Source organism: Geobacillus lituanicus, assembly GCF_050994965.1.
GTDB classification, from domain to species: Bacteria; Bacillota; Bacilli; order Bacillales; family Anoxybacillaceae; genus Geobacillus; species Geobacillus stearothermophilus.
Window position 1 is genome coordinate 471908 of sequence record NZ_CP194773.1, and the last position, 25512, is coordinate 497419.

18 protein-coding genes, 8 tRNA genes, 4 rRNA genes and 1 other annotated feature are annotated in these 25512 nt (G+C 53.9%); all 30 genes read left to right on the plus strand.

All coding sequences use genetic code 11. The annotated features are described in order from the left end of the window. Position 1 precedes the first annotated feature (1 nt). The 30 genes from folK (at position 2) to ACR1UW_RS02425 (ending at position 25490) form a co-directional block, all read left to right on the plus strand. Positions 2-529 (plus strand): 2-amino-4-hydroxy-6-hydroxymethyldihydropteridine diphosphokinase, encoded by a 528-nt coding sequence (gene folK, locus ACR1UW_RS02280; RefSeq protein WP_033008956.1) that lies wholly within the window; start codon positions 2-4, stop codon positions 527-529. Next, entirely contained in the window at positions 481-702 is a 222-nt protein-coding gene (locus ACR1UW_RS02285) for a helix-turn-helix domain-containing protein (protein ID WP_033008955.1), read from the plus strand. The genes folK and ACR1UW_RS02285 overlap by 49 nt, the downstream gene beginning before the upstream one ends. A 15-nt stretch (positions 703-717) precedes the next feature. Further along, entirely contained in the window at positions 718-1716 is a 999-nt protein-coding gene (gene dusB / locus ACR1UW_RS02290) for a tRNA dihydrouridine synthase DusB (protein ID WP_033008953.1), read from the plus strand. Between the two features lie 330 nt (positions 1717-2046). Beyond that, the gene (gene lysS / locus ACR1UW_RS02295; RefSeq protein ID WP_033008952.1) at positions 2047-3531 is read left to right on the plus strand and encodes a lysine--tRNA ligase; all 1485 of its coding nucleotides are present in this window, start codon (positions 2047-2049) and stop codon (positions 3529-3531) included. Between the two features lie 507 nt (positions 3532-4038). Then, positions 4039-4155: ribosomal RNA gene (gene rrf, locus ACR1UW_RS02300) — 5S ribosomal RNA — on the plus strand. Positions 4156-4163: 8 nt separating this feature from the next. Beyond that, positions 4164-4239: transfer RNA gene (locus ACR1UW_RS02305), tRNA-Val, on the plus strand. Positions 4240-4663: 424 nt separating this feature from the next. Next, a tRNA-Lys gene (locus tag ACR1UW_RS02310) sits at positions 4664-4739 on the plus strand. A 14-nt stretch (positions 4740-4753) separates the two neighbouring features. Then, a tRNA-Leu gene (locus ACR1UW_RS02315) sits at positions 4754-4838 on the plus strand. Positions 4839-4849: 11 nt separating this feature from the next. Further along, positions 4850-4924: transfer RNA gene (locus ACR1UW_RS02320), tRNA-Gly, on the plus strand. Positions 4925-4939: 15 nt separating this feature from the next. Continuing rightward, positions 4940-5025, plus strand: a tRNA-Leu gene (locus ACR1UW_RS02325). 3 nt (positions 5026-5028) lie between these two features. Next, positions 5029-5102: transfer RNA gene (locus ACR1UW_RS02330), tRNA-Arg, on the plus strand. 4 nt (positions 5103-5106) lie between these two features. Then, positions 5107-5180 (plus strand) — tRNA-Pro (locus ACR1UW_RS02335). 12 nt (positions 5181-5192) lie between these two features. Then, positions 5193-5265: transfer RNA gene (locus ACR1UW_RS02340), tRNA-Ala, on the plus strand. Between the two features lie 204 nt (positions 5266-5469). Then, positions 5470-7028 (plus strand): 16S ribosomal RNA (locus tag ACR1UW_RS02345). 648 nt (positions 7029-7676) lie between these two features. After that, positions 7677-10604: ribosomal RNA gene (locus ACR1UW_RS02350) — 23S ribosomal RNA — on the plus strand. A gap of 198 nt (positions 10605-10802) precedes the next feature. Continuing rightward, positions 10803-10919: ribosomal RNA gene (rrf, locus tag ACR1UW_RS02355) — 5S ribosomal RNA — on the plus strand. The 16S, 23S and 5S rRNA genes sit together here with 8 tRNA genes alongside, the layout of an rRNA operon. Positions 10920-11209: 290 nt before the next feature. After that, positions 11210-11671, plus strand: a complete 462-nt coding sequence (ctsR, locus tag ACR1UW_RS02360) for a transcriptional regulator CtsR (RefSeq protein WP_033008609.1) — start codon at positions 11210-11212, stop codon at positions 11669-11671. 14 nt (positions 11672-11685) lie between these two features. Further along, entirely contained in the window at positions 11686-12234 is a 549-nt protein-coding gene (mcsA, locus tag ACR1UW_RS02365) for a protein-arginine kinase activator protein McsA (protein WP_033008611.1), read from the plus strand. Positions 12235-12238: 4 nt separating this feature from the next. Next, the gene (mcsB, locus tag ACR1UW_RS02370; protein ID WP_047817637.1) at positions 12239-13330 is read left to right on the plus strand and encodes a protein-arginine kinase McsB; all 1092 of its coding nucleotides are present in this window, start codon (positions 12239-12241) and stop codon (positions 13328-13330) included. Continuing rightward, complete coding sequence (clpC, locus tag ACR1UW_RS02375) at positions 13327-15762, plus strand: ATP-dependent protease ATP-binding subunit ClpC (protein WP_033008616.1); 2436 nt, start codon at positions 13327-13329, stop codon at positions 15760-15762. Before mcsB ends, clpC begins: the two co-directional genes overlap by 4 nt. A gap of 75 nt (positions 15763-15837) precedes the next feature. Then, entirely contained in the window at positions 15838-17211 is a 1374-nt protein-coding gene (gene radA, locus ACR1UW_RS02380) for a DNA repair protein RadA (protein WP_237419684.1), read from the plus strand. Positions 17212-17496: 285 nt separating this feature from the next. Beyond that, on the plus strand, positions 17497-18591 hold the full coding sequence (locus ACR1UW_RS02385) for a PIN/TRAM domain-containing protein (protein ID WP_498934449.1): 1095 nt from the start codon (positions 17497-17499) through the stop codon (positions 18589-18591). A 21-nt stretch (positions 18592-18612) separates the two neighbouring features. Continuing rightward, entirely contained in the window at positions 18613-19299 is a 687-nt protein-coding gene (gene ispD / locus ACR1UW_RS02390; RefSeq protein ID WP_033008621.1) for a 2-C-methyl-D-erythritol 4-phosphate cytidylyltransferase, read from the plus strand. 14 nt (positions 19300-19313) lie between these two features. Further along, a complete protein-coding gene (gene ispF / locus ACR1UW_RS02395; protein WP_498934452.1) occupies positions 19314-19796 on the plus strand; it encodes a 2-C-methyl-D-erythritol 2,4-cyclodiphosphate synthase in 483 nt (160 codons plus the stop codon). A 106-nt stretch (positions 19797-19902) separates the two neighbouring features. Beyond that, the gene (gene gltX / locus ACR1UW_RS02400) at positions 19903-21372 is read left to right on the plus strand and encodes a glutamate--tRNA ligase (protein WP_033008710.1); all 1470 of its coding nucleotides are present in this window, start codon (positions 19903-19905) and stop codon (positions 21370-21372) included. Between the two features lie 60 nt (positions 21373-21432). Further along, positions 21433-21671, plus strand: a binding site (T-box leader). Next, positions 21669-22424: a serine O-acetyltransferase gene (cysE, locus tag ACR1UW_RS02405; protein WP_081107418.1), complete on the plus strand. Its 756-nt coding sequence runs from the start codon at positions 21669-21671 to the stop codon at positions 22422-22424. Its footprint overlaps the feature before it by 3 nt. Continuing rightward, positions 22402-23811 (plus strand): cysteine--tRNA ligase, encoded by a 1410-nt coding sequence (gene cysS, locus ACR1UW_RS02410; RefSeq protein ID WP_033017262.1) that lies wholly within the window; start codon positions 22402-22404, stop codon positions 23809-23811. Before cysE ends, cysS begins: the two co-directional genes overlap by 23 nt. Before the next feature lie 3 nt (positions 23812-23814). After that, positions 23815-24237: a Mini-ribonuclease 3 gene (locus tag ACR1UW_RS02415; RefSeq protein WP_033008625.1), complete on the plus strand. Its 423-nt coding sequence runs from the start codon at positions 23815-23817 to the stop codon at positions 24235-24237. Beyond that, positions 24237-24974, plus strand: a complete 738-nt coding sequence (rlmB, locus tag ACR1UW_RS02420; RefSeq protein ID WP_033017258.1) for a 23S rRNA (guanosine(2251)-2'-O)-methyltransferase RlmB — start codon at positions 24237-24239, stop codon at positions 24972-24974. Before ACR1UW_RS02415 ends, rlmB begins: the two co-directional genes overlap by 1 nt. Positions 24975-24977: 3 nt before the next feature. After that, positions 24978-25490 carry an NYN domain-containing protein gene (locus ACR1UW_RS02425; protein ID WP_237419685.1) on the plus strand — a complete coding sequence of 171 codons (513 nt, stop codon included), beginning with the start codon at positions 24978-24980 and terminating at the stop codon, positions 25488-25490. Positions 25491-25512 lie beyond the last annotated feature (22 nt).

The window sequence follows — 25512 nt, forward strand, 5'->3', positions numbered from 1 at the left end:
GATGGAAAACATTGCGTATATTGCTTTAGGTTCCAACCTTGGAGATCGTGCGTACTATTTGCGTTCAGCCGTCGCGGCGCTTCATCGCCATAAGGGAATTTTTGTCACATCGGGTTCGTCCATCTATGAAACCGACCCGGTCGGTTACGTCAACCAAGACAAGTTTTTAAACATGGTGATTGAGGTGGCGACCGCTTTGTCGCCATTTGCTTTGTTTGACGTGACGCAACAAATCGAACAGGAATTTGGCAGGAAAAGGGAAACTCGCTGGGGGCCGCGCACGTTAGACCTTGACATTTTGTTGTACAATCATGAAAATATTGAAACAGAGCGACTTGTCATTCCGCATCCGCGCATGGCGGAGCGGGCGTTTGTTTTAATCCCGTTGCTCGAGATCAATTCCCATTTGACAATACCGAACGTTTCGGAACCGTTAGCAGACATTATTGACCGACTACCCGACAAAAAAGGAGTTCGTGTATGGAAGCAGAAAGATGGGGAAGACGTATTCGCGCTTTTCGAAAGCTGAAAGGATATACACAAGAAAAGTTGGCCAAGGAACTCGGCATTTCCGTTTCGATTCTCGGCGAAATTGAACGGGGGAACCGGATGCCGTCCGACACGCTTGTCGGACAGATCGCCGAGCGGCTGAACGTATCGGTTGAGGAGCTGGCACCGCCAAAGTTCGAATCAAACAGGTAGAAAGGAGGCGTTTTTATGTTTCGCATTGGTGATGTGGAAATTCAAAACCGTGTCGTCCTTGCGCCGATGGCAGGCGTGTGCAATTCGGCTTTCCGCCTGACCGTAAAGGAGTTCGGCGCCGGTCTTGTATGCGCAGAGATGGTGAGCGATAAAGGAATCGTATACAACAATGAAAAGACGTTAAATATGCTCTATATCGACGAACGCGAAAAGCCGCTCAGCTTGCAAATTTTCGGCGGTGAAAAGGAAACACTTGTCAAAGCAGCGAAATTTGTCGACAAAAATACAAATGCCGATATTATCGACATCAACATGGGCTGCCCAGTGCCGAAAATTACGAATTGCGATGCCGGAGCGAAATGGCTCCTCGACCCGAACAAAATTTACGATGTCGTCGCCGCCATTGTCGACGCCGTCGAAAAACCCGTCACGGTCAAGATGCGAATCGGTTGGGATGACCAACATATTTACGCTGTTGAAAACGCCCAAGCGGTCGAACGCGCCGGCGGCAAAGCCGTCGCCGTCCATGGACGGACAAGGGTGCAAATGTATGAAGGGAAGGCGAATTGGGACATCATTAAGCAAGTCAAAGAGGCCGTCAACATTCCAGTCATCGGAAACGGTGATGTCAAAACGCCGCAGGATGCCAAGCGGATGCTCGAAGAAACTGGGGTTGACGGCGTGATGATCGGGCGGGCGGCGCTCGGCAACCCGTGGATGATTTATCGCACGGTCCGCTATTTAGAAACAGGGGAGCTCATTCCCGAACCGACCCCAAGGGAAAAAATCGATGTCTGCCTGCTGCACTTGGACCGTCTGATCGCCCTTAAAGGCGAGTACATTGCGGTGAAAGAAATGCGCAAGCACGCGGCTTGGTATTTAAAAGGCATTCGCGGCGCAGCGAAAATCCGCAACGCCATCAACGAGTGCGAGACGCGGGACGAATTGGCCGCGCTCTTGCTTCAAGTCGCCGAAGAAGCGGAAAGCCGGGCGGCGAACGCCGAAGCCGTTTAACGGATTTCGGAAAGAAGTCTCCCACCTCAAGGAACGCGAAGGGTGTAACCCAGTGAGTAAGTGGGAGATGAATGTTGGTTGGCGTTAGCCAACGAATAGGATAGAATATGGCTAGAACGGACACCTTCGGAACGAAGGGAAGCGTAAAGGGTTCTGGTGTGTGGCTTACCGTTCGGCGAACACGCACAAGTCGCTTGAAGCCTTCACCTCTAAGCGAAGCGTAGGTAGCGGGTAGTTCACACAACGGAGATGACGTTCATGCAGCGGAAGACTGCCAGCGGGTGCTGGCAGTATTTTTCGTAAAAAATCGCTAAATGGAGTGAATGAGGTATGAGCCATGAAGAATTGAACGACCAACTGCGCGTCCGCAGGGAAAAGCTGAAAAAAATTGAGGAATTGGGTGTCGATCCGTTTGGCAAACGGTTCGAGCGCACGCATAAAGCGGAAGAGCTGTTTGAACTGTACGGAGATTTGTCAAAAGAGGAACTCGAAGAGCAACAAATCGAAGTCGCCGTCGCCGGCCGCATCATGACAAAGAGAGGCAAGGGAAAAGCGGGCTTTGCTCACATCCAGGACGTGACGGGACAAATTCAAATTTACGTCCGCCAAGACGATGTTGGCGAACAGCAATACGAGCTGTTTAAAATCTCCGACCTCGGCGACATCGTCGGCGTGCGCGGCACGATGTTTAAAACAAAGGTCGGCGAACTTTCGATCAAAGTATCGTCGTATGAATTTTTAACAAAAGCGCTGCGTCCGTTGCCGGAAAAATACCACGGCTTAAAAGATATCGAGCAGCGCTACCGCCAACGCTACCTCGATTTAATTATGAATCCGGAGAGCAAAAAGACGTTCATCACCCGCAGTCTCATTATTCAATCGATGCGCCGCTATCTTGACAGCCATGGCTACTTGGAAGTCGAGACACCGATGATGCACGCCGTAGCAGGCGGTGCGGCGGCGCGCCCGTTCATTACGCATCATAATGCGCTCGATATGACGCTGTATATGCGGATCGCCATCGAGCTGCATTTGAAACGGCTCATCGTCGGCGGCTTGGAAAAAGTGTATGAAATCGGGCGCGTTTTCCGGAATGAAGGCATTTCCACCCGCCATAACCCGGAGTTTACGATGCTCGAATTGTACGAGGCGTATGCCGACTTCCGCGATATCATGAAATTAACGGAGAACTTGATCGCTCATATTGCCACGGAAGTGCTTGGCACAACAAAAATCCAGTACGGCGAACATCTTGTCGACTTGACGCCTGAATGGCGGCGCCTCCATATGGTCGATGCGATCAAGGAATATGTCGGCGTCGATTTCTGGCGGCAGATGAGCGACGAAGAGGCGCGGGAGCTGGCCAAAGAACACGGTGTCGAAGTCGCGCCGCACATGACGTTCGGCCATATCGTCAATGAATTTTTTGAACAAAAAGTAGAGGATAAACTGATCCAGCCGACGTTCATTTACGGCCACCCGGTCGAAATCTCGCCATTAGCCAAGAAAAACCCAGACGACCCGCGCTTTACCGATCGGTTTGAGCTGTTCATCGTCGGGCGCGAACATGCGAACGCCTTTACGGAACTAAACGACCCGATCGATCAGCGTCAACGGTTTGAGGAGCAGCTGAAGGAGCGCGAACAAGGAAACGATGAAGCGCACGAAATGGACGAAGATTTCCTCGAAGCGCTCGAATACGGCATGCCGCCGACGGGCGGACTCGGGATCGGGGTCGACCGGTTAGTCATGCTTTTGACCAATTCACCGTCCATTCGCGATGTATTGCTCTTCCCGCAAATGCGCCATAAATAACCACGATCGTCCCCTGTTGCGAACAACGGCAGGGGACAGTTTGTTATGAGAACTCGATTCAAGAAAAAGCCGGCTGCTGCCAGCCCCTAAGAAGGCCGGTGAAAAACAACGGATTCGTTTGGTTTTTGAGAAATCGAAAGGAACGAAGTTATAGTGTTGCAAAGTTTCTCAATTTGCCGCCCGTCCTAGACAAATGGAAAGATCTAAACCGGAAAATCGTTGATCATTACTATCGTCTTGGCAAATCATATTTGCATCATACACCACTCGCATTTGCCTATAACACGTACCAACGCTAATTTTCGTTCGACGATTGACTTTTGGTCATAGAATGTATATAATGAGCAATGTTGTTTTTGAGAACAAAACAAAAAACGAAATGAGTTGACAAGCTTTCTTCAGTGTGTTATATTATGATAGCACGTGAGACGTCAATAATGACGCACAAAACGATATTGACAAGCAAACAAATCTGATTATAATATAACTTGTCTGTTCTGTTGACTGCCTAGTGATGATAGCGGAGGGGAAACACCCGTTCCCATCCCGAACACGGAAGTTAAGCCCTCCAGCGCCGATGGTAGTTGGGGCCAGCGTCCCTGCGAGAGTAGGTCGTCGCTAGGCAACAGCGTGGAGGATTAGCTCAGCTGGGAGAGCACTTGCCTTACAAGCAAGGGGTCGGCGGTTCGATCCCGTCATCCTCCACCATTTATATACCATGAGCCATTAGCTCAGTAACGAGCGTTGCATCTTCGGATTTGCTTCGAGTTGCCCCGACGCACTTGACTTCTTCGAATAAGCTTGTAGAGGAAGGGGCAGGTAGAGTGAAATGAAGCTTAGAGTGTATACCCAACCATGAGCCATTAGCTCAGTAACGAGCGATGCATCATCGAGTTTGCTTCGAGTTGCCTCGACGCACTAGGCATCTGTGAAACAGCTGGGAGAGGAAGAGGCAGGTAGAGTGAAACGAAGCTGTAGAGTGTTATCCTAACCATGAGCCATTAGCTCAGTAACGAGCGATGCATCATCGAGTTTGCTTCGAGTTGCCTCGACGCACCTAGCTTCTTTGAATAGGCTGGCAGAGGAAGAGGCAGGTAGAGCTAGGTAGTACCTGGAGTGTATACCCAACCATGAGCCATTAGCTCAGTAGGTAGAGCATCTGACTTTTAATCAGAGGGTCGGAGGTTCGAGTCCTCCATGGCTCACCACCAACTATATATTTGCGGGTGTGGCGGAATTGGCAGACGCGCTAGATTCAGGGTCTAGTGCCCTTTACGGGCGTGGGGGTTCGAGTCCCTTCACCCGCATAATGATTTGGGCGGAAGTAGTTCAGTGGTAGAACACCACCTTGCCAAGGTGGGGGTCGCGGGTTCGAGTCCCGTCTTCCGCTCCATTTATTTGCCTATTAGCCGGGGTGGCGGAATTGGCAGACGCACAGGACTTAAAATCCTGGGGTAGGTAACTACCGTGCCGGTTCGAGTCCGGCCCTCGGCACTTGCGCTCGTAGCTCAATTGGATAGAGCATCTGACTACGGATCAGAAGGTTAGGGGTTCGAATCCTCTCGAGCGCGTTAGCGGGAAGTAGCTCAGCTTGGCAGAGCACATGGTTTGGGACCATGGGGTCGCAGGTTCAAATCCTGTCTTCCCGATAGCGTCCGCATGGGGCCTTAGCTCAGCTGGGAGAGCGCCTGCTTTGCACGCAGGAGGTCATCGGTTCGATCCCGATAGGCTCCATTATCGTTCCTTGAAAACTGAACGAAACGAAGCGCGACGAAAAGCGGAGGTCCGCGGGTCGCCGCGATGGGCAAATGTTCTTCGCCTGCAAGGGTGCTTGCACCCGGAAGGCGAAGGTTATTTGACCCCGAGCGGCGGCGGACCGAAGCTGGACAATACGAAAAGCGGAGGTCCGCATGGGCCGAAGCAAAAGCCAATCAACTTTCTTTGGAGAGTTTGATCCTGGCTCAGGACGAACGCTGGCGGCGTGCCTAATACATGCAAGTCGAGCGGACCGGATTGGGGCTTGCCTTGATTCGGTCAGCGGCGGACGGGTGAGTAACACGTGGGCAACCTGCCCGCAAGACCGGGATAACTCCGGGAAACCGGAGCTAATACCGGATAACACCGAAGACCGCATGGTCTTCGGTTGAAAGGCGGCCTTTGGGCTGTCACTTGCGGATGGGCCCGCGGCGCATTAGCTAGTTGGTGAGGTAACGGCTCACCAAGGCGACGATGCGTAGCCGGCCTGAGAGGGTGACCGGCCACACTGGGACTGAGACACGGCCCAGACTCCTACGGGAGGCAGCAGTAGGGAATCTTCCGCAATGGGCGAAAGCCTGACGGAGCGACGCCGCGTGAGCGAAGAAGGCCTTCGGGTCGTAAAGCTCTGTTGTGAGGGACGAAGGAGCGCCGTTCGAAGAGGGCGGCGCGGTGACGGTACCTCACGAGAAAGCCCCGGCTAACTACGTGCCAGCAGCCGCGGTAATACGTAGGGGGCGAGCGTTGTCCGGAATTATTGGGCGTAAAGCGCGCGCAGGCGGTCTCTTAAGTCTGATGTGAAAGCCCACGGCTCAACCGTGGAGGGTCATTGGAAACTGGGGGACTTGAGGGCAGGAGAGGAGAGCGGAATTCCACGTGTAGCGGTGAAATGCGTAGAGATGTGGAGGAACACCAGTGGCGAAGGCGGCTCTCTGGCCTGCACCTGACGCTGAGGCGCGAAAGCGTGGGGAGCAAACAGGATTAGATACCCTGGTAGTCCACGCCGTAAACGATGAGTGCTAAGTGTTAGAGGGGTCACACCCTTTAGTGCTGCAGCTAACGCGATAAGCACTCCGCCTGGGGAGTACGGCCGCAAGGCTGAAACTCAAAGGAATTGACGGGGGCCCGCACAAGCGGTGGAGCATGTGGTTTAATTCGAAGCAACGCGAAGAACCTTACCAGGTCTTGACATCCCCTGACAACCCAAGAGATTGGGCGTTCCCCCTTCGGGGGGACAGGGTGACAGGTGGTGCATGGTTGTCGTCAGCTCGTGTCGTGAGATGTTGGGTTAAGTCCCGCAACGAGCGCAACCCTCGCCTCTAGTTGCCAGCATTCAGTTGGGCACTCTAGAGGGACTGCCGGCGACAAGTCGGAGGAAGGTGGGGATGACGTCAAATCATCATGCCCCTTATGACCTGGGCTACACACGTGCTACAATGGGCGGTACAAAGGGCTGCGAACCCGCGAGGGGGAGCGAATCCCAAAAAGCCGCTCTCAGTTCGGATTGCAGGCTGCAACTCGCCTGCATGAAGCCGGAATCGCTAGTAATCGCGGATCAGCATGCCGCGGTGAATACGTTCCCGGGCCTTGTACACACCGCCCGTCACACCACGAGAGCTTGCAACACCCGAAGTCGGTGAGGTAACCCGCAAGGGAGCCAGCCGCCGAAGGTGGGGCAAGTGATTGGGGTGAAGTCGTAACAAGGTAGCCGTACCGGAAGGTGCGGCTGGATCACCTCCTTTCTAAGGACGAAAAGCGGAGGCTCGCGGGTCGCCGCGATGGGCAAATGTTCTTCGCCTGCAAGGGTGCTTGCACCCGGAAGGCGAAGGTTATTTGACCCCGAGCGGCGGCGAGCCGGAGCTAGACAATTCGAAAAGCGGAGGCCGCAATGGCCAACTGTCGATACACAGCGCTTTCGTTTCGTTCGGTTTTGAGGGAATGAGAAATTCCTTCACTTGTTTTGCGCCTGCGTCTTCTAGCAGATTCAAGGAAGATGGATTCCTCGGCGCAAAGCTGCAAGGAAGCAGACTCAAGGCAGTCGCTTCGTTCAGTTTTGAAGGAATGAGAAATTCCTTCAAAAGCGCCTGTGCCTGCGTCTGCTAGCAGGTTCGGGGAAGCAAGATTCCTCGGCGCAAAGCTGCAAAGAAGCAGACTCAAGGCAGCAGCTTCGTTCCTTGAAAACTAGATAACCGGAAAAGCGGAGGCTCGTAATTTCGCCTAAAGGCAGCCCGCGTCCTGCGGGCAACGGCGAAATATCGCCATCGTGGCGATCGCGATGGGCAAATGTTCTTCGCCTGCAAGGGTGCTTGCACCCGGAAGGCGAAGGTTATTTGACCCCGAGCGGCGGCGAGCCGACGCTAGACAATAAGGAAGAAGCCGAGAGCGCTGTAGGTTAAGCTAGAAAGGGCGCACGGTGGATGCCTTGGCACTAGGAGCCGATGAAGGACGGGGCAAACGCCGAAACGCTCCGGGGAGCTGTAAGCAAGCGTTGATCCGGAGATGTCCGAATGGGGGAACCCACTGTCCGTAATGGGGCAGTATCCATGCCTGAATCCATAGGGCATGGAGGGCACACCCGGGGAACTGAAACATCTTAGTACCCGGAGGAGAAGAAAGCAAACGCGATTCCCTGAGTAGCGGCGAGCGAAACGGGAACAGCCCAAACCAAGAGGCGTGCCTCTTGGGGTTGTAGGACCGCTCATTGTGGGAGTGAGAAAGGAACGGGGTAGACGAACCGGTCTGGAACGGCCGGCCAGAGAAGGTGACAGCCCTGTAGTCGAAACTTCGTTCCCTCCCGAGCGGATCCTGAGTACGGCGGGACACGGGAAATCCCGTCGGAAGCAGGGAGGACCATCTCCCAAGGCTAAATACTCCCTAGTGACCGATAGTGCACCAGTACCGTGAGGGAAAGGTGAAAAGCACCCCGGAAGGGGAGTGAAAGAGAACCTGAAACCGTGTGCCTACAAGTAGTCAGAGCGCGTTCATGCGTGATGGCGTGCCTTTTGTAGAATGAACCGGCGAGTGACGATGGCGTGCGAGGTTAAGCCGAAGAGGCGGAGCCGCAGCGAAAGCGAGTCTGAACAGGGCGAAAAGTACGTCGTCGTCGACCCGAAACCAGGTGATCTACCCATGTCCAGGGTGAAGGCCGGGTAACACCGGCTGGAGGCCCGAACCCACGCACGTTGAAAAGTGCGGGGATGAGGTGTGGGTAGGGGTGAAATGCCAATCGAACTTGGAGATAGCTGGTTCTCCCCGAAATAGCTTTAGGGCTAGCCTCGGGATGGAGAGTGTTGGAGGTAGAGCACTGATTGGGCTAGGGGCCCTCATCGGGTTACCGAACCCAGTCAAACTCCGAATGCCAACGACTTATGCCCGGGAGTCAGACTGCGAGTGATAAGATCCGTGGTCGAGAGGGAAACAGCCCAGATCGCCAGCTAAGGCCCCAAAGTGCACGTTCAGTGGAAAAGGATGTGGAGTTGCAAAGACAACCAGGATGTTGGCTTAGAAGCAGCCACCATTTAAAGAGTGCGTAATAGCTCACTGGTCGAGTGACTCTGCGCCGAAAATGTACCGGGGCTAAACGTGCCGCCGAAGCTGCGGGATGACCGTTGGTCATCGGTAGGGGAGCGTTCTAAGGGCGTTGAAGCCAGACCGGAAGGACTGGTGGAGCGCTTAGAAGTGAGAATGCCGGTATGAGTAGCGAAAACAGAGGTGAGAATCCTCTGCGCCGAAAGCCTAAGGGTTCCTGAGGAAGGTTCGTCCGCTCAGGGTTAGTCGGGACCTAAGCCGAGGCCGAAAGGCGTAGGTGATGGACAACAGGTTGAGATTCCTGTACCACCTCCTTCCCGTTTGAGCGATGGGGGGACGCAGGAGGATAGGGCGAGCAGGCGGCTGGAAGAGCCTGTCCAAGCCGCAAGGCTGATCCGTAGGCAAATCCGCGGATTGTAAGGCCAAGCGGTGATGGCGACGGATTGATCCGGAAGTCCCCGATTTCACACTGCCAAGAAAAGCCTCTAGCGAGGGAAGAGGTGCCCGTACCGCAAACCGACACAGGTAGGCGAGGAGAGAATCCTAAGGCGCGCGGGAGAACTCTCGTTAAGGAACTCGGCAAAATGACCCCGTAACTTCGGGAGAAGGGGTGCTCGTTTGGGTGAAGAGCCCGAACGAGCCGCAGTGAAAAGGCCCAAGCGACTGTTTATCAAAAACACAGGTCTCTGCGAAGCCGAAAGGCGACGTATAGGGGCTGACACCTGCCCGGTGCTGGAAGGTTAAGGGGAGCGCTTAGCGGAAGCGAAGGTGCGAACCGAAGCCCCAGTAAACGGCGGCCGTAACTATAACGGTCCTAAGGTAGCGAAATTCCTTGTCGGGTAAGTTCCGACCCGCACGAAAGGTGTAACGACTTGGGCGCTGTCTCAACGAGAGACCCGGTGAAATTATACTACCTGTGAAGATGCAGGTTACCCGCGACAGGACGGAAAGACCCCGTGGAGCTTTACTGCAGCCTGATATGGAATTTTGGTATCGCTTGTACAGGATAGGTGGGAGCCTGGGAAGCCGGAGCGCCAGCTTCGGTGGAGGCGGCGGTGGGATACCACCCTGGCGGTATTGAAATTCTAACCCGCACCCCTTAGCGGGGTGGGAGACAGTGTCAGGTGGGCAGTTTGACTGGGGCGGTCGCCTCCCAAAAGGTAACGGAGGCGCCCAAAGGTTCCCTCAGAATGGTTGGAAATCATTCGGAGAGTGCAAAGGCACAAGGGAGCTTGACTGCGAGACGGACAGGTCGAGCAGGGACGAAAGTCGGGCTTAGTGATCCGGTGGTTCCGCATGGAAGGGCCATCGCTCAACGGATAAAAGCTACCCCGGGGATAACAGGCTGATCTCCCCCAAGAGTCCACATCGACGGGGAGGTTTGGCACCTCGATGTCGGCTCATCGCATCCTGGGGCTGTAGTCGGTCCCAAGGGTTGGGCTGTTCGCCCATTAAAGCGGTACGCGAGCTGGGTTCAGAACGTCGTGAGACAGTTCGGTCCCTATCCGTCGCGGGCGCAGGAAATTTGAGAGGAGCTGTCCTTAGTACGAGAGGACCGGGATGGACGCACCGCTGGTGTACCAGTTGTCCCGCCAGGGGCACCGCTGGGTAGCTATGTGCGGACGGGATAAGCGCTGAAAGCATCTAAGCGTGAAGCCCCCCTCAAGATGAGATTTCCCACCGCGTCAGGCGGGTAAGATCCCTCGAAGATGACGAGGTCGATAGGTCCGAGGTGGAAGCGTGGCGACACGTGGAGCTGACGGATACTAATCGATCGAGGGCTTAACCAAGAAAAGCGGAGGCGAGCGGTTCGCCGCGACGGGCAAATGTTCTTCACCCGCAGGGGTGCTAGCACCCCGAGGGGGAAGGTTATTTGACCCCGAGCGGCGGCGAGCCGGAGCTAGACAATGAAAAGTGAAAGCGCCGCGGCTTCTTCCCGAAACGGTTATCTAGTTTTCAGGGAACGAATTCCTGACAACCTCATATGGCCTAGTGGTGATAGCGGAGGGGAAACACCCGTTCCCATCCCGAACACGGAAGTTAAGCCCTCCAGCGCCGATGGTAGTTGGGGCCAGCGCCCCTGCAAGAGTAGGTCGCTGCTAGGCTAAGCAGAAAGCACGCCTTTTTCTTCATTAGGAGAAAAAGCGTGCTTTTTCGTTTATCTGACCGAGAAGCGTTTTACTGGGCGAAAAAACGGATATTCTATAGATAGTCTCCCTTGTTTCGGTAACCCTTGCAATTTTTCGTCATACATTGTATAGTAAAAGTAAGGTCAAATATAGTCAAAGTCAACAAGATGGCGGTGATGCTTCCTCCCAAGGAATGCCCGTTTATTATTGGACAGGGAGCAGCTTGACCGCCAAGCAGCTTGGTTGTGAGGAAGGTGGGAGGTAGAGTGCCAAACATTTCCGACATTATCGAGCAATATTTGAAGCAAGTACTCAATATGAGCGACCAAGACATCGTTGAAATTAAACGAAGTGAAATTGCTAATAAATTCCAATGTGTTCCCTCGCAAATCAACTATGTCATCAACACGAGATTCACGCTCGAGCGCGGATATATTGTTGAAAGCAAGCGCGGTGGCGGCGGCTATATCCGCATTATGAAAGTAAAGACGAAAAGCGAGGCGCAGCTGATTGACCAGTTGCTCGAGCTGATCGGCCACCGCATCAGCCAGTCGAGCGCCGAAGATGTGATAAAACGACTTATGGAAGAAAAGGTGATTTCGGAGCGGGAAGCGAAAATGATGTTGAGCGTGATGGATCGCTCCGTTTTATATATCGATTTGCCCGAGCGGGATGAACTGCGGGCGCGCATGTTAAAGGCGATGCTGACGTCGCTAAAGTATAAGTAGGGGAGGGGGAGGCATTGATTTGCCAAGAATGCAAGCAACGCCCGGCGACGATGCATTTTACGAAAATAGTCAACGGGGAAAAAACGGAATTTCACCTTTGCGAGCAATGCGCCAAAGAACATGGTCATACGTTTATGCTCTATGGCCATGACGACTTTCCGCTCAACAATTTGTTAGCGGGGCTTCTCAACTTTCAAGCTCCGATGAAAGAAGTGACGGCCAATGCGTTCCCGAATCCGGATTTGCTTCAATGCGAGACGTGCCAAATGACATACCACCAGTTTACGCAAATTGGGCGGTTCGGTTGCGCCGACTGCTATCGGACGTTTGCCCGTTACCTTCCGCCGATTTTAAAACGGCTTCATAGCGGAAATACTGCTCATTCAGGGAAAATTCCGAAGCGAAAAGGCGGCGTCCTCCATTTGCGGAAGCAGCTGGCCACGTTGAAACAAAAGCTTCAGGAATTAGTTGCCCGCGAGGAATTTGAGCGGGCGGCCGAGGTGCGCGACCAGATTCGTTCGTTAGAGGACGAACTTCGCCGACGTGGAGAGGGGGAGATGTAGCGGTATGTCATTTGGAAAGTTTTTCAACACAGCGGTCAGCGCTTGGATGAGCCAGGAGGGGCCGAATTCGGACATCGTGTTGAGCAGCCGCATCCGGCTGGCGCGCAATATTGTTGATTTTCGTTTCCCAACGCTGTTTAGCAGCGAAGAGGCGAAACAAATCGTTGCCTTGTTTGAGCGCGCGTTCGTCCATCGTCCGTATGGGGAAGCGGGACGGTTTGAACTGTTGAAAATGTCGGAGCTTCAACCGATTGAAAAACGGGTATTGGTGGAAAAGCACTTAATCAGCCCGCATTTGGCTGAAGATTCGCCGTTTGGCGCCTGCCTGCTTTCGGAAAATGAGGAAATCAGCATTATGATCAACGAGGAAGACCATATCCGCATTCAGTGTCTGTTTCCAGGGCTTCAGCTTGCCGAGGCGCTTGAGGCGGCGAGCGAGTTGGATGATTGGATTGAAGGGCATGTCAACTATGCGTTCGATGAACGGCTTGGTTACTTAACGAGCTGTCCGACGAACGTCGGAACAGGGTTGCGGGCGTCGGTGATGATGCATCTTCCGGCGCTGGTGCTGACGCAGCAGATCAACCGCATCATCCCTGCCATCAACCAGTTGGGACTCGTCGTCCGCGGTACGTATGGGGAAGGAAGTGAGGCTTTAGGGAACATTTTCCAAATTTCGAACCAAATTACGCTCGGAAAATCAGAAGAAGATATTGTCGCTGATTTGCATACGATCGTTGAGCAGCTCATCGCCCAAGAAAGGGCGGCTCGCCAGGCATTAGTGAAAACGTTGGGCATACAATTAGAAGACAAGGTATTCCGTTCATACGGCATATTGGCCAACTGCCGCGTCATCGATTCGAAGGAGGCGGCGCAATGCCTGTCGGATGTGCGTTTAGGGATCGATTTAGGATATATCAAAAACATCCCGCGCAACATTTTAAATGAGCTGATGATTTTGACGCAGCCAGGATTTTTGCAACAATATGCCGGAGGGGTGCTTCGCCCTGAGGAACGGGATGTCCGCCGGGCGGCGTTGATTCGGGAACGCTTAAGGATGGAAACACGAAGAAAGATGGAGGGTGATGAACGATGATGTTTGGCAGATTTACGGAACGGGCGCAAAAAGTGCTGGCGTTGGCGCAAGAGGAAGCCATCCGCCTCGGCCATAACAATATCGGAACCGAACATATTTTGCTTGGGCTGATCCGTGAGGGGGAAGGAATCGCTGCTAAAGCGCTCATGGCGCTTGGACTTGGCCCGGATAAAATCCAAAAAGAAGTTGAATCGCTCATCGGCCGCGGCAATGAAGTGTCCCATACGCTCCATTACACGCCGCGGGCGAAAAAAGTGATCGAGCTGTCAATGGACGAAGCGAGGAAACTTGGCCATTCGTATGTCGGCACGGAGCATATTTTGCTTGGCTTGATCCGCGAGGGGGAAGGCGTGGCCGCTCGCGTGCTGAACAACCTCGGGGTGAGCTTGAACAAGGCGCGCCAACAAGTGTTGCAACTGCTCGGCAGCAATGAATCGGTATCGGGCCACGGCGGTGGGGGAGCTTCGCATGTAAGCACGCCGACGCTTGACAGCCTTGCCCGCGATTTGACGGCGATTGCCCGCGAAGGGCGGCTTGATCCGGTCATCGGCCGCAGCAAAGAAATTCAGCGTGTCATTGAAGTGTTGAGCCGACGGACAAAAAACAACCCGGTGCTCATCGGTGAACCGGGGGTTGGAAAAACAGCGATCGCGGAAGGATTGGCCCAGCAAATCGTCAACAACGAAGTGCCGGAAACGCTGCGCGACAAACGGGTCATGACGCTCGATATGGGGACGGTCGTCGCCGGGACGAAATACCGCGGCGAATTTGAAGACCGGCTGAAAAAAGTGATGGACGAAATTCGCCAGGCGGGCAATATCATTTTGTTCATCGATGAACTCCATACGTTAATCGGCGCTGGCGGAGCCGAAGGGGCCATCGACGCGTCGAACATTTTAAAGCCGGCCTTGGCGCGTGGAGAATTGCAATGTATCGGTGCGACAACGCTTGATGAATACCGCAAATACATTGAGAAAGATGCTGCGCTCGAGCGCCGCTTCCAGCCGATTCACGTCGATGAGCCGACAGTTGAAGAGTCGATTCAAATTTTAAAAGGGCTGCGCGACCGGTATGAAGCGCATCATCGCGTCTCGATTTCCGATGAGGCGATCATTCAGGCAGTCAAACTTTCCGACCGGTATATTACCGACCGGTTCCTGCCGGATAAAGCGATCGACTTGATTGATGAAGCTTGCTCGAAAGTGCGTCTCCGTTCGTTCACGGCGCCGCCGAAACTGAAAGAACTGGAGCAAAAGCTTGAAGAAGTGCGAAAAGAGAAAGATGCGGCCGTGCAAAGCCAAGAATTTGAAAAAGCGGCGTCGCTGCGTGATATGGAGCAGCGGCTGCGTGAAGAGCTTGAAGAAACGAAACGTGCGTGGAAAGAAAAACAAGGCCAAGAAAATTTGGAAGTGACGGTCGAAGACATTGCCGCGGTCGTCTCGAGTTGGACCGGGATTCCGGTATCGAAGCTGGCCGAGACGGAAACCGAGCGGCTGTTGAAACTGGAAGAAATTTTGCATTCGCGCGTCGTCGGCCAAGACGAGGCGGTCAAAGCGGTGGCCAAAGCGGTGCGCCGCGCCCGGGCTGGCCTCAAAGACCCGAAACGCCCGATCGGTTCGTTCATTTTCCTCGGCCCGACCGGCGTCGGGAAAACGGAATTGGCCCGTGCATTGGCCGAGGCAATGTTTGGAGATGAAGATGCCCTCATTCGCATCGATATGTCCGAGTATATGGAAAAACACTCGACATCGCGGCTCATCGGTTCGCCGCCGGGGTATGTCGGCTACGAAGAAGGCGGCCAGCTGACCGAAAAAGTGCGCCGCAAGCCATACTCGGTCGTTCTGTTGGATGAGATGGAAAAAGCGCATCCGGACGTGTTTAACATCTTGCTGCAGGTGCTCGAAGACGGGCGGTTGACTGACTCGAAAGGGCGGACGGTTGACTTCCGCAACACGATCATCATTATGACATCGAACGTCGGCGCGGATGCTTTGAAGCGGAACAAGTATGTCGGCTTTAACATCCAGGATGGAAACCAGCAATACAAAGACATGAAAAGCAAGGTCATGGATGAGCTGAAAAAAGCGTTCCGTCCGGAGTTTTTGAACCGGATCGATGAAATTATCGTCTTCCATTCGCTTGAAAAAGACCATCTAAAACAAATTGTCCGTCTGATGGCTGATACGCTGGTGAAACGGCTGAAAGAGCAAGATATTGACCTTGAATTGACGGAGGCGGCGATTGAGAAAATCGCTGCTGAAGGTTTCGATCCGGAATACGGGGCTCGCCCGTTGCGCCGCGCTTTGCAAAAACATATTGAAGACCGTTTGTCCGAAGAACTGTTAAAAGGCACGATCGCCAAAGGACAAAAAGTCGTCGTTGATGTGAAAGATGGGGAATTTGTCGTATTGGCAAAACAGGCCGTGATGTGATGAAAAAAGGTATGCGGCACGATGCTGCCCATACCTTTTTTCCATATGGAACACAAGAGAGAAAGGGTTAGTTCAATGGCGAAAAAGAAGACGAAATTTGTTTGCCAAGAGTGCGGATACGAATCGGCGAAGTGGCTCGGCCGCTGCCCGGGATGTCAAACGTGGAACTCATTCGTCGAGGAAATCGAGCCGGTCAGAACCGCTGTGCGTGGGGCGTTTCTCCATTCGGAGCCGTCCGGGTCCGCTAAACCGGTTCCGATTACCGCCGTTGCCGCGGTGCAAGAGCCGCGCATCGAAACGAACAGTGCAGAGTTCAATCGCGTGCTCGGTGGGGGGATCGTCAAAGGGTCGCTCGTCTTAATCGGCGGCGACCCCGGCATCGGCAAGTCGACGCTGTTGCTGCAGGCCTCAGCGCAACTGGCGGCGGCTAGGCATACAGTGTTGTATGTATCGGGCGAGGAATCCGTCAAACAGGTAAAACTGCGCGCTGGGCGCCTTCGCGCCGAGTCCGATCATCTGTATGTGTTAGCGGAGGCGAATTTGGAATATATTGTATCAGCGATTGAAACGATTCAGCCCGCCTGTGTCGTGATTGATTCAATCCAGACGGTGTACCGGACGGATATTACGTCAGCGCCGGGCAGTGTCGCCCAAGTGCGCGAGTGCACCGCTGAGTTGATGAAAATCGCCAAAACAAAAGGCGTCGCCATTTTTATCGTCGGCCATGTGACGAAAGAAGGGGCGATCGCCGGGCCGCGCATTCTCGAGCATATGGTCGATACCGTCCTTTATTTTGAGGGGGAGCGGCATCATACGTACCGCATTTTGCGGGCGGTGAAAAACCGCTTCGGTTCGACGAATGAAATCGGTATTTTTGAAATGCGCGACATCGGGCTGCGGGAAGTGGAAAATCCGTCCGAAGTGTTTTTGGAAGAGCGATCGCACGGGGCGGCGGGTTCGACGGTGGTGGCGGCCATGGAAGGGACGCGCCCGGTTCTGGTGGAAATTCAAGCGCTCGTTTCGCCGACAAGCTTCGGCAACCCGAGGCGGATGGCGACCGGCCTCGATCATAACCGTGTGTCGTTGCTTATGGCCGTATTGGAAAAGCGGGTCGGGCTGCTGTTGCAAAACCAAGATGCCTATTTGAAGGTGGCGGGCGGAGTGAAGCTTGATGAGCCGGCCATTGACCTAGCCATCGCCGTCAGCATCGCCTCAAGCTTTCGCGATCGGCCGACCAATCCGACCGACGTCATTATCGGTGAAGTCGGGTTGACCGGGGAAGTGCGGCGTGTCTCCCGCATTGAACAGCGTGTGCAAGAGGCTGTCAAACTAGGTTTTTCCCGTGTCATTGTACCGAAAAACAATTTGGCAGGTTGGCAGCCGCCGGCAAGCGTTCAGGTGATCGGCGTTTCCCATGTGGCCGAGGCGCTCGAGCACACGATGATTTGAATGCTTTCTTCGGGGGAACGGGCAAATAGGAAACGGCTGGGGGCGCTCGCTAAAGCATCCTCTTGCTCCGCCCCGATCATGTTTTGCATGAAATGACCGAACTTTTTGTTTCGAACAACGTAAATATATATAGGGGGGCAACGTCCTTCCGCTGTGCACGGGCGTCCAGCGCGAATTGTTACAAGCGGATGTCGAATGTTCAAAAATGGTTAAAAATTGGGTTTCGGTTGGTTTCAAACATTGGAAACTGTTTATAATGTTAGATAGGGAGGTGAAGATGAGCCGATGGTCAAACGTGTCGTACAACTATTTTTTTTCGCCGTAGGCGGAACGCTGGGCGCCATGTTTTTGCCTGATTTGCTTGCGCTGTTGAATGTAAGCGACATGCCGCTCATCCATAATTCCTATACGTTGGCGGTGTTGGGCGCTGTTCTTTTCTTTTTGTTGACGTTTTGGCTTGTGGATTATGTTGTGGACATGGTGCGCTGGGTCGAGGAAACATTGGTAAGGGCGCCTGCTGCTGACGTGCTGTTTGGCAGCCTCGGGCTGATTTTTGGTCTTATTATTGCGTTTTTGGTCGTCATGCCGCTGCAATCGTTTCGAATTCAAGTGTTGAACACGGTGCTGCCGATTTTTTTGACGATCTTGCTTGGCTATTTAGGGTTTCGTGTCGGCTTAAAGAAACGGAATGAGCTGATGAACTTATTTTCTCTTTCCAATCGAATGACAAAGAAAAAAGGCGGAGAAACCGAGAACGAGGCGCCGAAAGGTGCAGCGGTGAAAATTTTGGACACAAGCGTCATCATCGATGGGCGGATTGCGGACATTTGCCAAACCGGGTTTTTGGAAGGCCCGCTTGTCATTCCCCGTTTTGTGTTAGAGGAGCTCCAGCATATCGCCGACTCCTCCGATGTGCTGAAGCGAAACCGCGGCCGCCGCGGCTTGGATATTTTAAACCGCATTCAAAAAGAGATGGCGATGAAGGTGGAAATTCATGAGGCCGACTTCAGCGATGTGCAAGAAGTCGACAGCAAGCTCGTCAAACTAGCCAAACAGCTTCAAGGCGTCGTCGTCACAAACGATTTCAACTTGAACAAAGTGTGTGAGCTGCAAAACGTGCGCGTCCTTAATATCAACGATTTGGCTAATGCCGTCAAGCCGATCGTCCTGCCGGGCGAGGAGCTGAATGTGCATGTCATTAAGGACGGAAAGGAACATAACCAGGGCGTTGCTTACTTGGATGACGGAACGATGATTGTTGTCGAAGACGGCAAAGAATATATCGGCAAACGGGTTGACGTCCTAGTCACCAGCGTGTTACAAACATCTGCGGGGAGAATGATTTTTGCCAAGCTGAAGTTGTTGCAAAAAGCGCTGTAAACAGAACAGGGGAAACGTCCAATGAACTACGAAGCGATTGTCTTGGCGGCCGGACAAGGAAAGCGGATGAACGCCGGTATGAATAAGCAGTTTATTGAACTAGGCGGCGAACCGCTCATCGTCCGGACGCTGAAGGTGTTCGACCGCGATGAACGGTGCGCCCGCGTCGTGCTTGTCGTGAATCCGGCGGAGCGAAGCCGCTTTGAGCAACTTGTCGTTCGTTTTCGTATCAAAAAAGTGGCAGCGTTCGCTGAGGGCGGCGAGGAGCGGCAACATAGCGTCTATAACGGGCTGCAGGCGTTAGAGGGACGGGGCATTGTCCTGATCCACGACGGCGCCCGCCCGTTTATTCACGTCCGCCATTTGCATGAGCTGGCGGATGCAGCCGCCCGATACGGGGCAGCGGTCCCGGCTGTGCGGGTGAAAGACACGATCAAAAAAGTGGACGGTTTGTTTGTCGAACAGACGATTGATCGTTCCAGCTTGTGGGCGGTGCAGACGCCACAAGCTTTTCGTCTGTCTTTGATCGCCGAGGCGCATGAGGCTGCGAAACGGGAAGGCTATCTTGGCACGGACGACGCCAGCCTCGTCGAGCGGCTCGGCAAGCCGGTGAAAATTGTAGAAGGGGACTACCGCAACATTAAACTGACGACTCCGGAAGACATTTTGTTTGCCGAGGCGATTTTAGCGAGCCGCGTCGCGGAGTAAACGGAGGTGAAGACATGTTTCGCATCGGACAAGGGTTTGACGTTCACCAGCTCGTTGAAGGGCGTCCGCTTATCATTGGCGGCGTACATATTCCGCATGAGAAAGGGCTGCTCGGCCATTCGGATGCCGATGTGCTGCTCCACGCGGTGGCGGACGCGTGCCTTGGAGCGATTGGCGCCGGCGATATCGGACGGCATTTTCCTGATGATGACCTGCGCTATAAAGACGCGGACTCAACCGAATTGTTGGCGCACGTATGGACGCTCGTCCGGAAGGAAGGGTATGCATTGGTGAACGCCGACTGTACGATTATCGCCCAAAAGCCGAAAATGGCTCCGTACATTGAGGAGATGAAAGCCGTGATCGCCCGCTTGCTTGAAGCCGAGCGCACACAAGTGAACGTCAAGGCGACGACAACGGAAAAACTCGGGTTCACCGGGCGCGGGGAAGGCATTGCCGCCCAAGCGGTCGTGTTGCTTAAAAAGAGCGGGGAGTAAGGCGCAGCCGTTAGGCGCCGAATGGGGCGAGCCGTCCGTTTTGAACTTTGCTGCGATAAACGGTACAATAAGGGTACAAGTTTGGGTGAAAGTGGAGGGTTGGACGATGGCAAAAGATGTGCGCGTGCGTTATGCGCCGAGCCCGACCGGCCATTTGCATATCGGAGGGGCGCGGACCGCGCTGTTTAACTATTTGTTTGCTCGCCATCACGGCGGAAAAATGATCGTCCGCATCGAGGATACGGATATCGAACGGAACGTAGAAGGCGGCGAACAGTCGCAGCTCGAAAACTTACAATGGCTCGGCATCGATTATGACGAGTCCGTTGATAAAGATGGCGGCTATGGGCCGTACCGCCAGACGGAGCGGCTTGATATATACCGGAAGTATGTGGACGAACTGCTCGAGCAAGGACATGCGTACAAATGTTTTTGCACGCCGGAAGAGCTTGAGCGGGAGCGGGAGGAGCAACGTGCGGCCGGCATCGCCGCTCCGCAATACAGCGGCAAGTGCCGCCGTTTGACGCCGGAGCAGGTCGCGGAACTTGAGGCGCAAGGCAAGCCATATACGATCCGCCTCAAGGTGCCGGAAGGGAAAACATACGAAGTCGACGATCTGGTGCGCGGAAAAGTGACGTTTGAATCGAAAGATATCGGCGATTGGGTCATTGTGAAGGCGAACGGTATTCCGACGTACAACTTTGCCGTCGTCATCGACGACCACCTTATGGAGATCAGCCATGTGTTCCGCGGTGAGGAGCATTTGTCCAATACGCCGAAGCAGCTGATGGTGTATGAATATTTTGGCTGGGAGCCGCCGCAGTTTGCCCATTTGACGTTGATTGTCAACGAACAGCGGAAAAAGTTGTCCAAGCGCGATGAGTCAATCATTCAGTTCGTGTCGCAATACAAAGAGCTCGGCTATTTGCCGGAAGCGATGTTCAACTTTTTCGCCCTCTTAGGCTGGTCGCCGGAAGGGGAGGAAGAAATTTTTTCGAAAGACGAGCTCATCCGCATCTTCGACGTTTCGCGGCTGTCAAAGTCGCCGTCGATGTTTGACACGAAAAAGCTGACATGGATGAACAATCAATACATCAAAAAACTCGATTTGGACCGGCTCGTCGAATTGGCTTTGCCGCATTTGGTGAAAGCCGGGCGCTTGCCGGCGGACATGAGCGACGAACAGCGGCAGTGGGCGCGCGATTTAATCGCACTGTATCAAGAGCAAATGAGCTACGGGGCGGAGATTGTTCCGTTGTCCGAGCTGTTCTTTAAGGAAGAAGTCGAATACGAAGATGAGGCGCGCCAAGTGCTCGCCGAAGAACAAGTGCCCGACGTGCTTTCGGCCTTTTTGGCCCATGTGCGGGACCTCGACCCGTTTACAGCCGACGAAATTAAAGCGGCGATTAAGGCGGTGCAAAAGGCGACCGGACAAAAAGGGAAAAAGCTGTTTATGCCAATTCGCGCCGCGGTGACCGGGCAAACGCACGGGCCGGAGCTGCCGTTTGCCATTCAGCTGCTCGGCAAACAAAAAGTAATCGAGCGGCTCGAGCGGGCGCTGCAAGAAAAATTTTAGCGGAATAGGTATGCACGTTTTCGTAGTGCGTGTGGTATAATAGTTGAACAAGCGCATAGTGAAAAAGCGTTGACGAGGAGAAGTAGGAAACGCCGTCATCCCAGAGAGAGTCGCCTTGGCTGGAAGCGGCTTATGCCCGGCGTTATCCGAAATGCGCCTCGGAGTCTCCTTTCGAACCGGAACAGGGACGTTCTGCAGTAGAGAGGAGCGGAGCCTCTCCGTTATCGGACTCGAGCGAGTGAAACGGCGTTTTCCCGTTTCGCTAAACAGAGTGGAACCGCGCCAAAAGCGTCTCTGTGTCTTCGGCACAGGGACGCTTTTTTATTCAAAACAACTTAGAGGGATGGAGGGAGGACATGATGTTTAAAACGTTAAAAGAGGATATTGAGGTCATTTTTGAACAAGACCCGGCGGCAAGAAGCTACCTGGAAGTCATTTTAACGTACTCCGGCCTGCATGCCATTTGGGCGCATCGGATCGCTCATGCGCTTTACAAACGGAAATTTTACTTTCTTGCCCGGTTGATTTCGCAAATCAGCCGCTTTTTCACCGGCATTGAAATTCATCCGGGCGCCAAAATCGGCCGCCGCTTTTTCATCGACCACGGCATGGGTGTGGTGATCGGCGAAACGTGCGAAATCGGCGACAATGTCACGGTCTATCAAGGGGTCACATTAGGAGGGACGGGGAAAGAAAAAGGGAAGCGGCACCCGACGATCAAAGACAACTGTTTGATCGCTGCCGGCGCGAAAGTGCTCGGGTCGATTACGATCGGCGAAAACTCGAAAATTGGCGCCGGGTCGGTCGTGTTAAAAGACGTGCCGCCCAACTCAACCGTCGTTGGCATTCCGGGCCGCGTGGTTGTGCGTGATGGAGTGAAAGTGAAAAAAGATTTGAACCACACCGACCTGCCAGATCCGATCGCCGACCGGTTCCGGGAGCTTGAAGAGGAGATCGTCCGGCTGAAAAGCGAGTTGGAGGCATTGAAACAGCAAGAAAGATTGAAACAGCAAGAAAGGAAGAGCGAGTATGAGCAGCATCCGGCTTTATAATACGTTGACGCGAAAAAAGGAACCGTTTGAGCCGCTTGAGCCCAACAAGGTCAAAATGTATGTATGCGGTCCGACCGTTTACAACTATATCCATATCGGGAACGCCCGGGCCGCCATCGTCTTTGACACGATCCGCCGCTATTTGGAGTTCCGCGGCTACGACGTGACGTACGTATCCAATTTTACCGATGTCGACGACAAACTGATTAAGGCGGCCCGCGAGCTTGGCGAAAGCGTTCCGGCGATTGCCGAGCGGTTTATCGAGGCGTATTTTGAAGACATTCAGGCGCTTGGCTGCAAAAAGGCGGACATCCACCCGCGCGTGACAGAAAATATCGGGACGATTATCGAATTCATCCAAGCGCTCATCGACAAGGGGTATGCGTACGAGGTGGATGGCGACGTCTACTACCGGACGCGCAAGTTTCCCGGTTACGGCAAGCTGTCGCACCAATCGATCGATGAATTGCAGGCTGGAGCGCGCATCGAAGTCGGCGAGAAAAAAGACGACCCGCTCGATTTCGCCCTTTGGAAAGCGGCGAAAGAAGGAGAGATTTGTTGGGACAGTCCATGGGGGAAAGGGCGGCCGGGTTGGCATATCGAATGCTCGGCGATGGCGCGCAAATATTTAGGCGATACGATCGATATCCACGCCGGCGGCCAAGATTTGACGTTCCCGCACCATGAAAACGAAATCGCCCAGTCAGAGGCTTTGACCGGCAAACCGTTTGCGAAATATTGGCTGCACAACGGGTATTTAAATATTAACAACGAAAAAATGTCGAAGTCGCTCGGCAACTTCGTGCTCGTCCACGATATCATCCGGCAGATTGACCCGCAAGTGCTGCGCTTCTTTATGTTGTCGGTGCACTATCGCCATCCGATCAACTACAGCGAAGAGCTGCTCGAGAGCGCCCGGCGCGGGCTCGAACGCTTAAGGACGGCATATGGCAACTTGCAGCACCGGCTCGGAGCGAGCACGAATTTAACCGACGACGATGACAAATGGCTGTCGCGCATCGCTGCGGTCCGCGAATCGTTCATCCGCGAAATGGACGACGATTTCAACACGGCGAACGGCATTGCGGTTCTATTTGAGCTGGCGAAACAAGCGAACTTGTATTTGCAGGAAAAGACGACATCGGAAACCGTTATTGGCGCCTTTTTGCGTGAATTTGAACAGTTGATGGACGTGCTTGGCCTCGATCCAAAGCCAAAGCAAGAAGAGCTGCTTGATGAGGAAATCGAGGCGCTGATCCAACAGCGCAACGAAGCGCGGAAAAACCGCGATTTCGCGCTGGCTGACCGCATTCGCGACGAGTTGAAGGCCAAAAACATTATTTTGGAAGATACGCCGCAAGGGACAAGATGGAAACGGGGATCATAAGCAATGGCGCAGTTTGAGACCGTTCATGATGTCAAACAATTAAATGGCTTGGCGCTCGCCTATATTGGCGATGCGGTTTATGAAGTGTACGTGCGCCGCCACTTGCTGGCGATGGGCAGCGTACGGCCGCACGAGCTGCATCGGCGGGCGATCCGCTACGTGTCGGCCCGGGCGCAAGCAAGAGTCATTTTAACCTTGCTTGATGAAGGCGCGTTGACGGAAGAGGAGCAAGCCATCGTCCGCCGCGGCCGCAACGCGAAATCAGGCACGATTCCGAAAAATACGGATGTGCAGACATACCGGCACAGCACCGCGTTCGAAGCGTTGATCGGCTATCATTTTTTACAGGACAACGGACGGCGGGTCGATGAGTTAATCGGCCGTTCATTTGCGATTATTGAAAGGGAAGAAAGGGCGTTGGAATGATGGATTACATTATCGGCAGAAACCCGGTCATCGAGGCGCTCAAATCCGGGCGCGACATCAATAAAATCTGGATCGCGGAAGGAGCGCAGCGCCACGCCGTCGAGCCTGTCCTCGAATGGGCGAAGCGGCGGGGCGTGCTCGTCCAATATGTTCCGAAGCGCAAGCTTGACCAAATGGTTGACGGGGTGCACCAAGGGGTGATCGCCCAGGCGGCCGCATACCGCTATTACGAGGTCGACGATTTGTTTGCCCGCGCCGCCCGACGGGAAGAAGCGCCGTTTTTCCTCATTTTGGACGAAATCGAAGACCCGCATAACTTGGGCGCCATTATGCGCACCGCAGATGCGGTCGGAGCGCACGGGCTCATCATCCCGAAACGGCGGTCGGTGGGGTTGACGCCGACCGTAGCGAAGGCGTCAACCGGAGCGATCGAGCACGTTCCGGTCGCGCGCGTGACGAACTTGGCGCGGACGATCGACGAGCTGAAAGAGCGGGGCGTTTGGGTGGCTGGCACCGATGCAGACGCCAAAGATGACTACCGCTTCCTTGACGGCACGATGCCGTTGGCGCTGGTCATCGGCAGCGAGGGAAAAGGCATCAGCCGGTTAGTGCGGGAAAAGTGTGATTTCTTGTTTCGGCTGCCGATGCGGGGGCACGTCACTTCGCTCAACGCTTCTGTCGCCGCCAGTTTGCTCATGTACGAGGTGTACCGAAAGCGGTATCCGCTAGGGGAATAGCCGATGAACGTTTTAATTGTCGACGGTTACAACATCATCGGGGCATGGCCGGCGCTGCGCCGGCTGAAAGAGGAAGGCGATCTGGCAGCGGCAAGGGATTTGTTGATTGACAAACTGGCCGATTACAAAGGGTTCACCGGGGATCACGTCGTGGTCGTGTTTGACGCCCATCTCGTGCAGGGAAACGAGAAAAAGTATAAAAACTACGATATCGATGTCATTTTTACAAAGGAAAATGAGACGGCGGACGAACGGATTGAGCGGTTGGCGAAAACACTCATCAACGCGCGCACCAAAGTGTATGTCGCGACATCGGATTATACGGAACAATGGACGGTGTTCGGTCAAGGCGCCTTGCGCAAATCGGCGCGCGAACTTCTGCACGAAATCGAAGAGGTGGAGCGGGATATTTCAAAGAAGTTGCAGTCAATGAAGCAGCATACCCCGACCTTGAAAGTGCCGCTCAATGACCAAGTTGCCGAAATTTTTGAAAAATGGCGGAGAGGGCAAAAATGAGCGGTTGACGCTGTAAAAATTT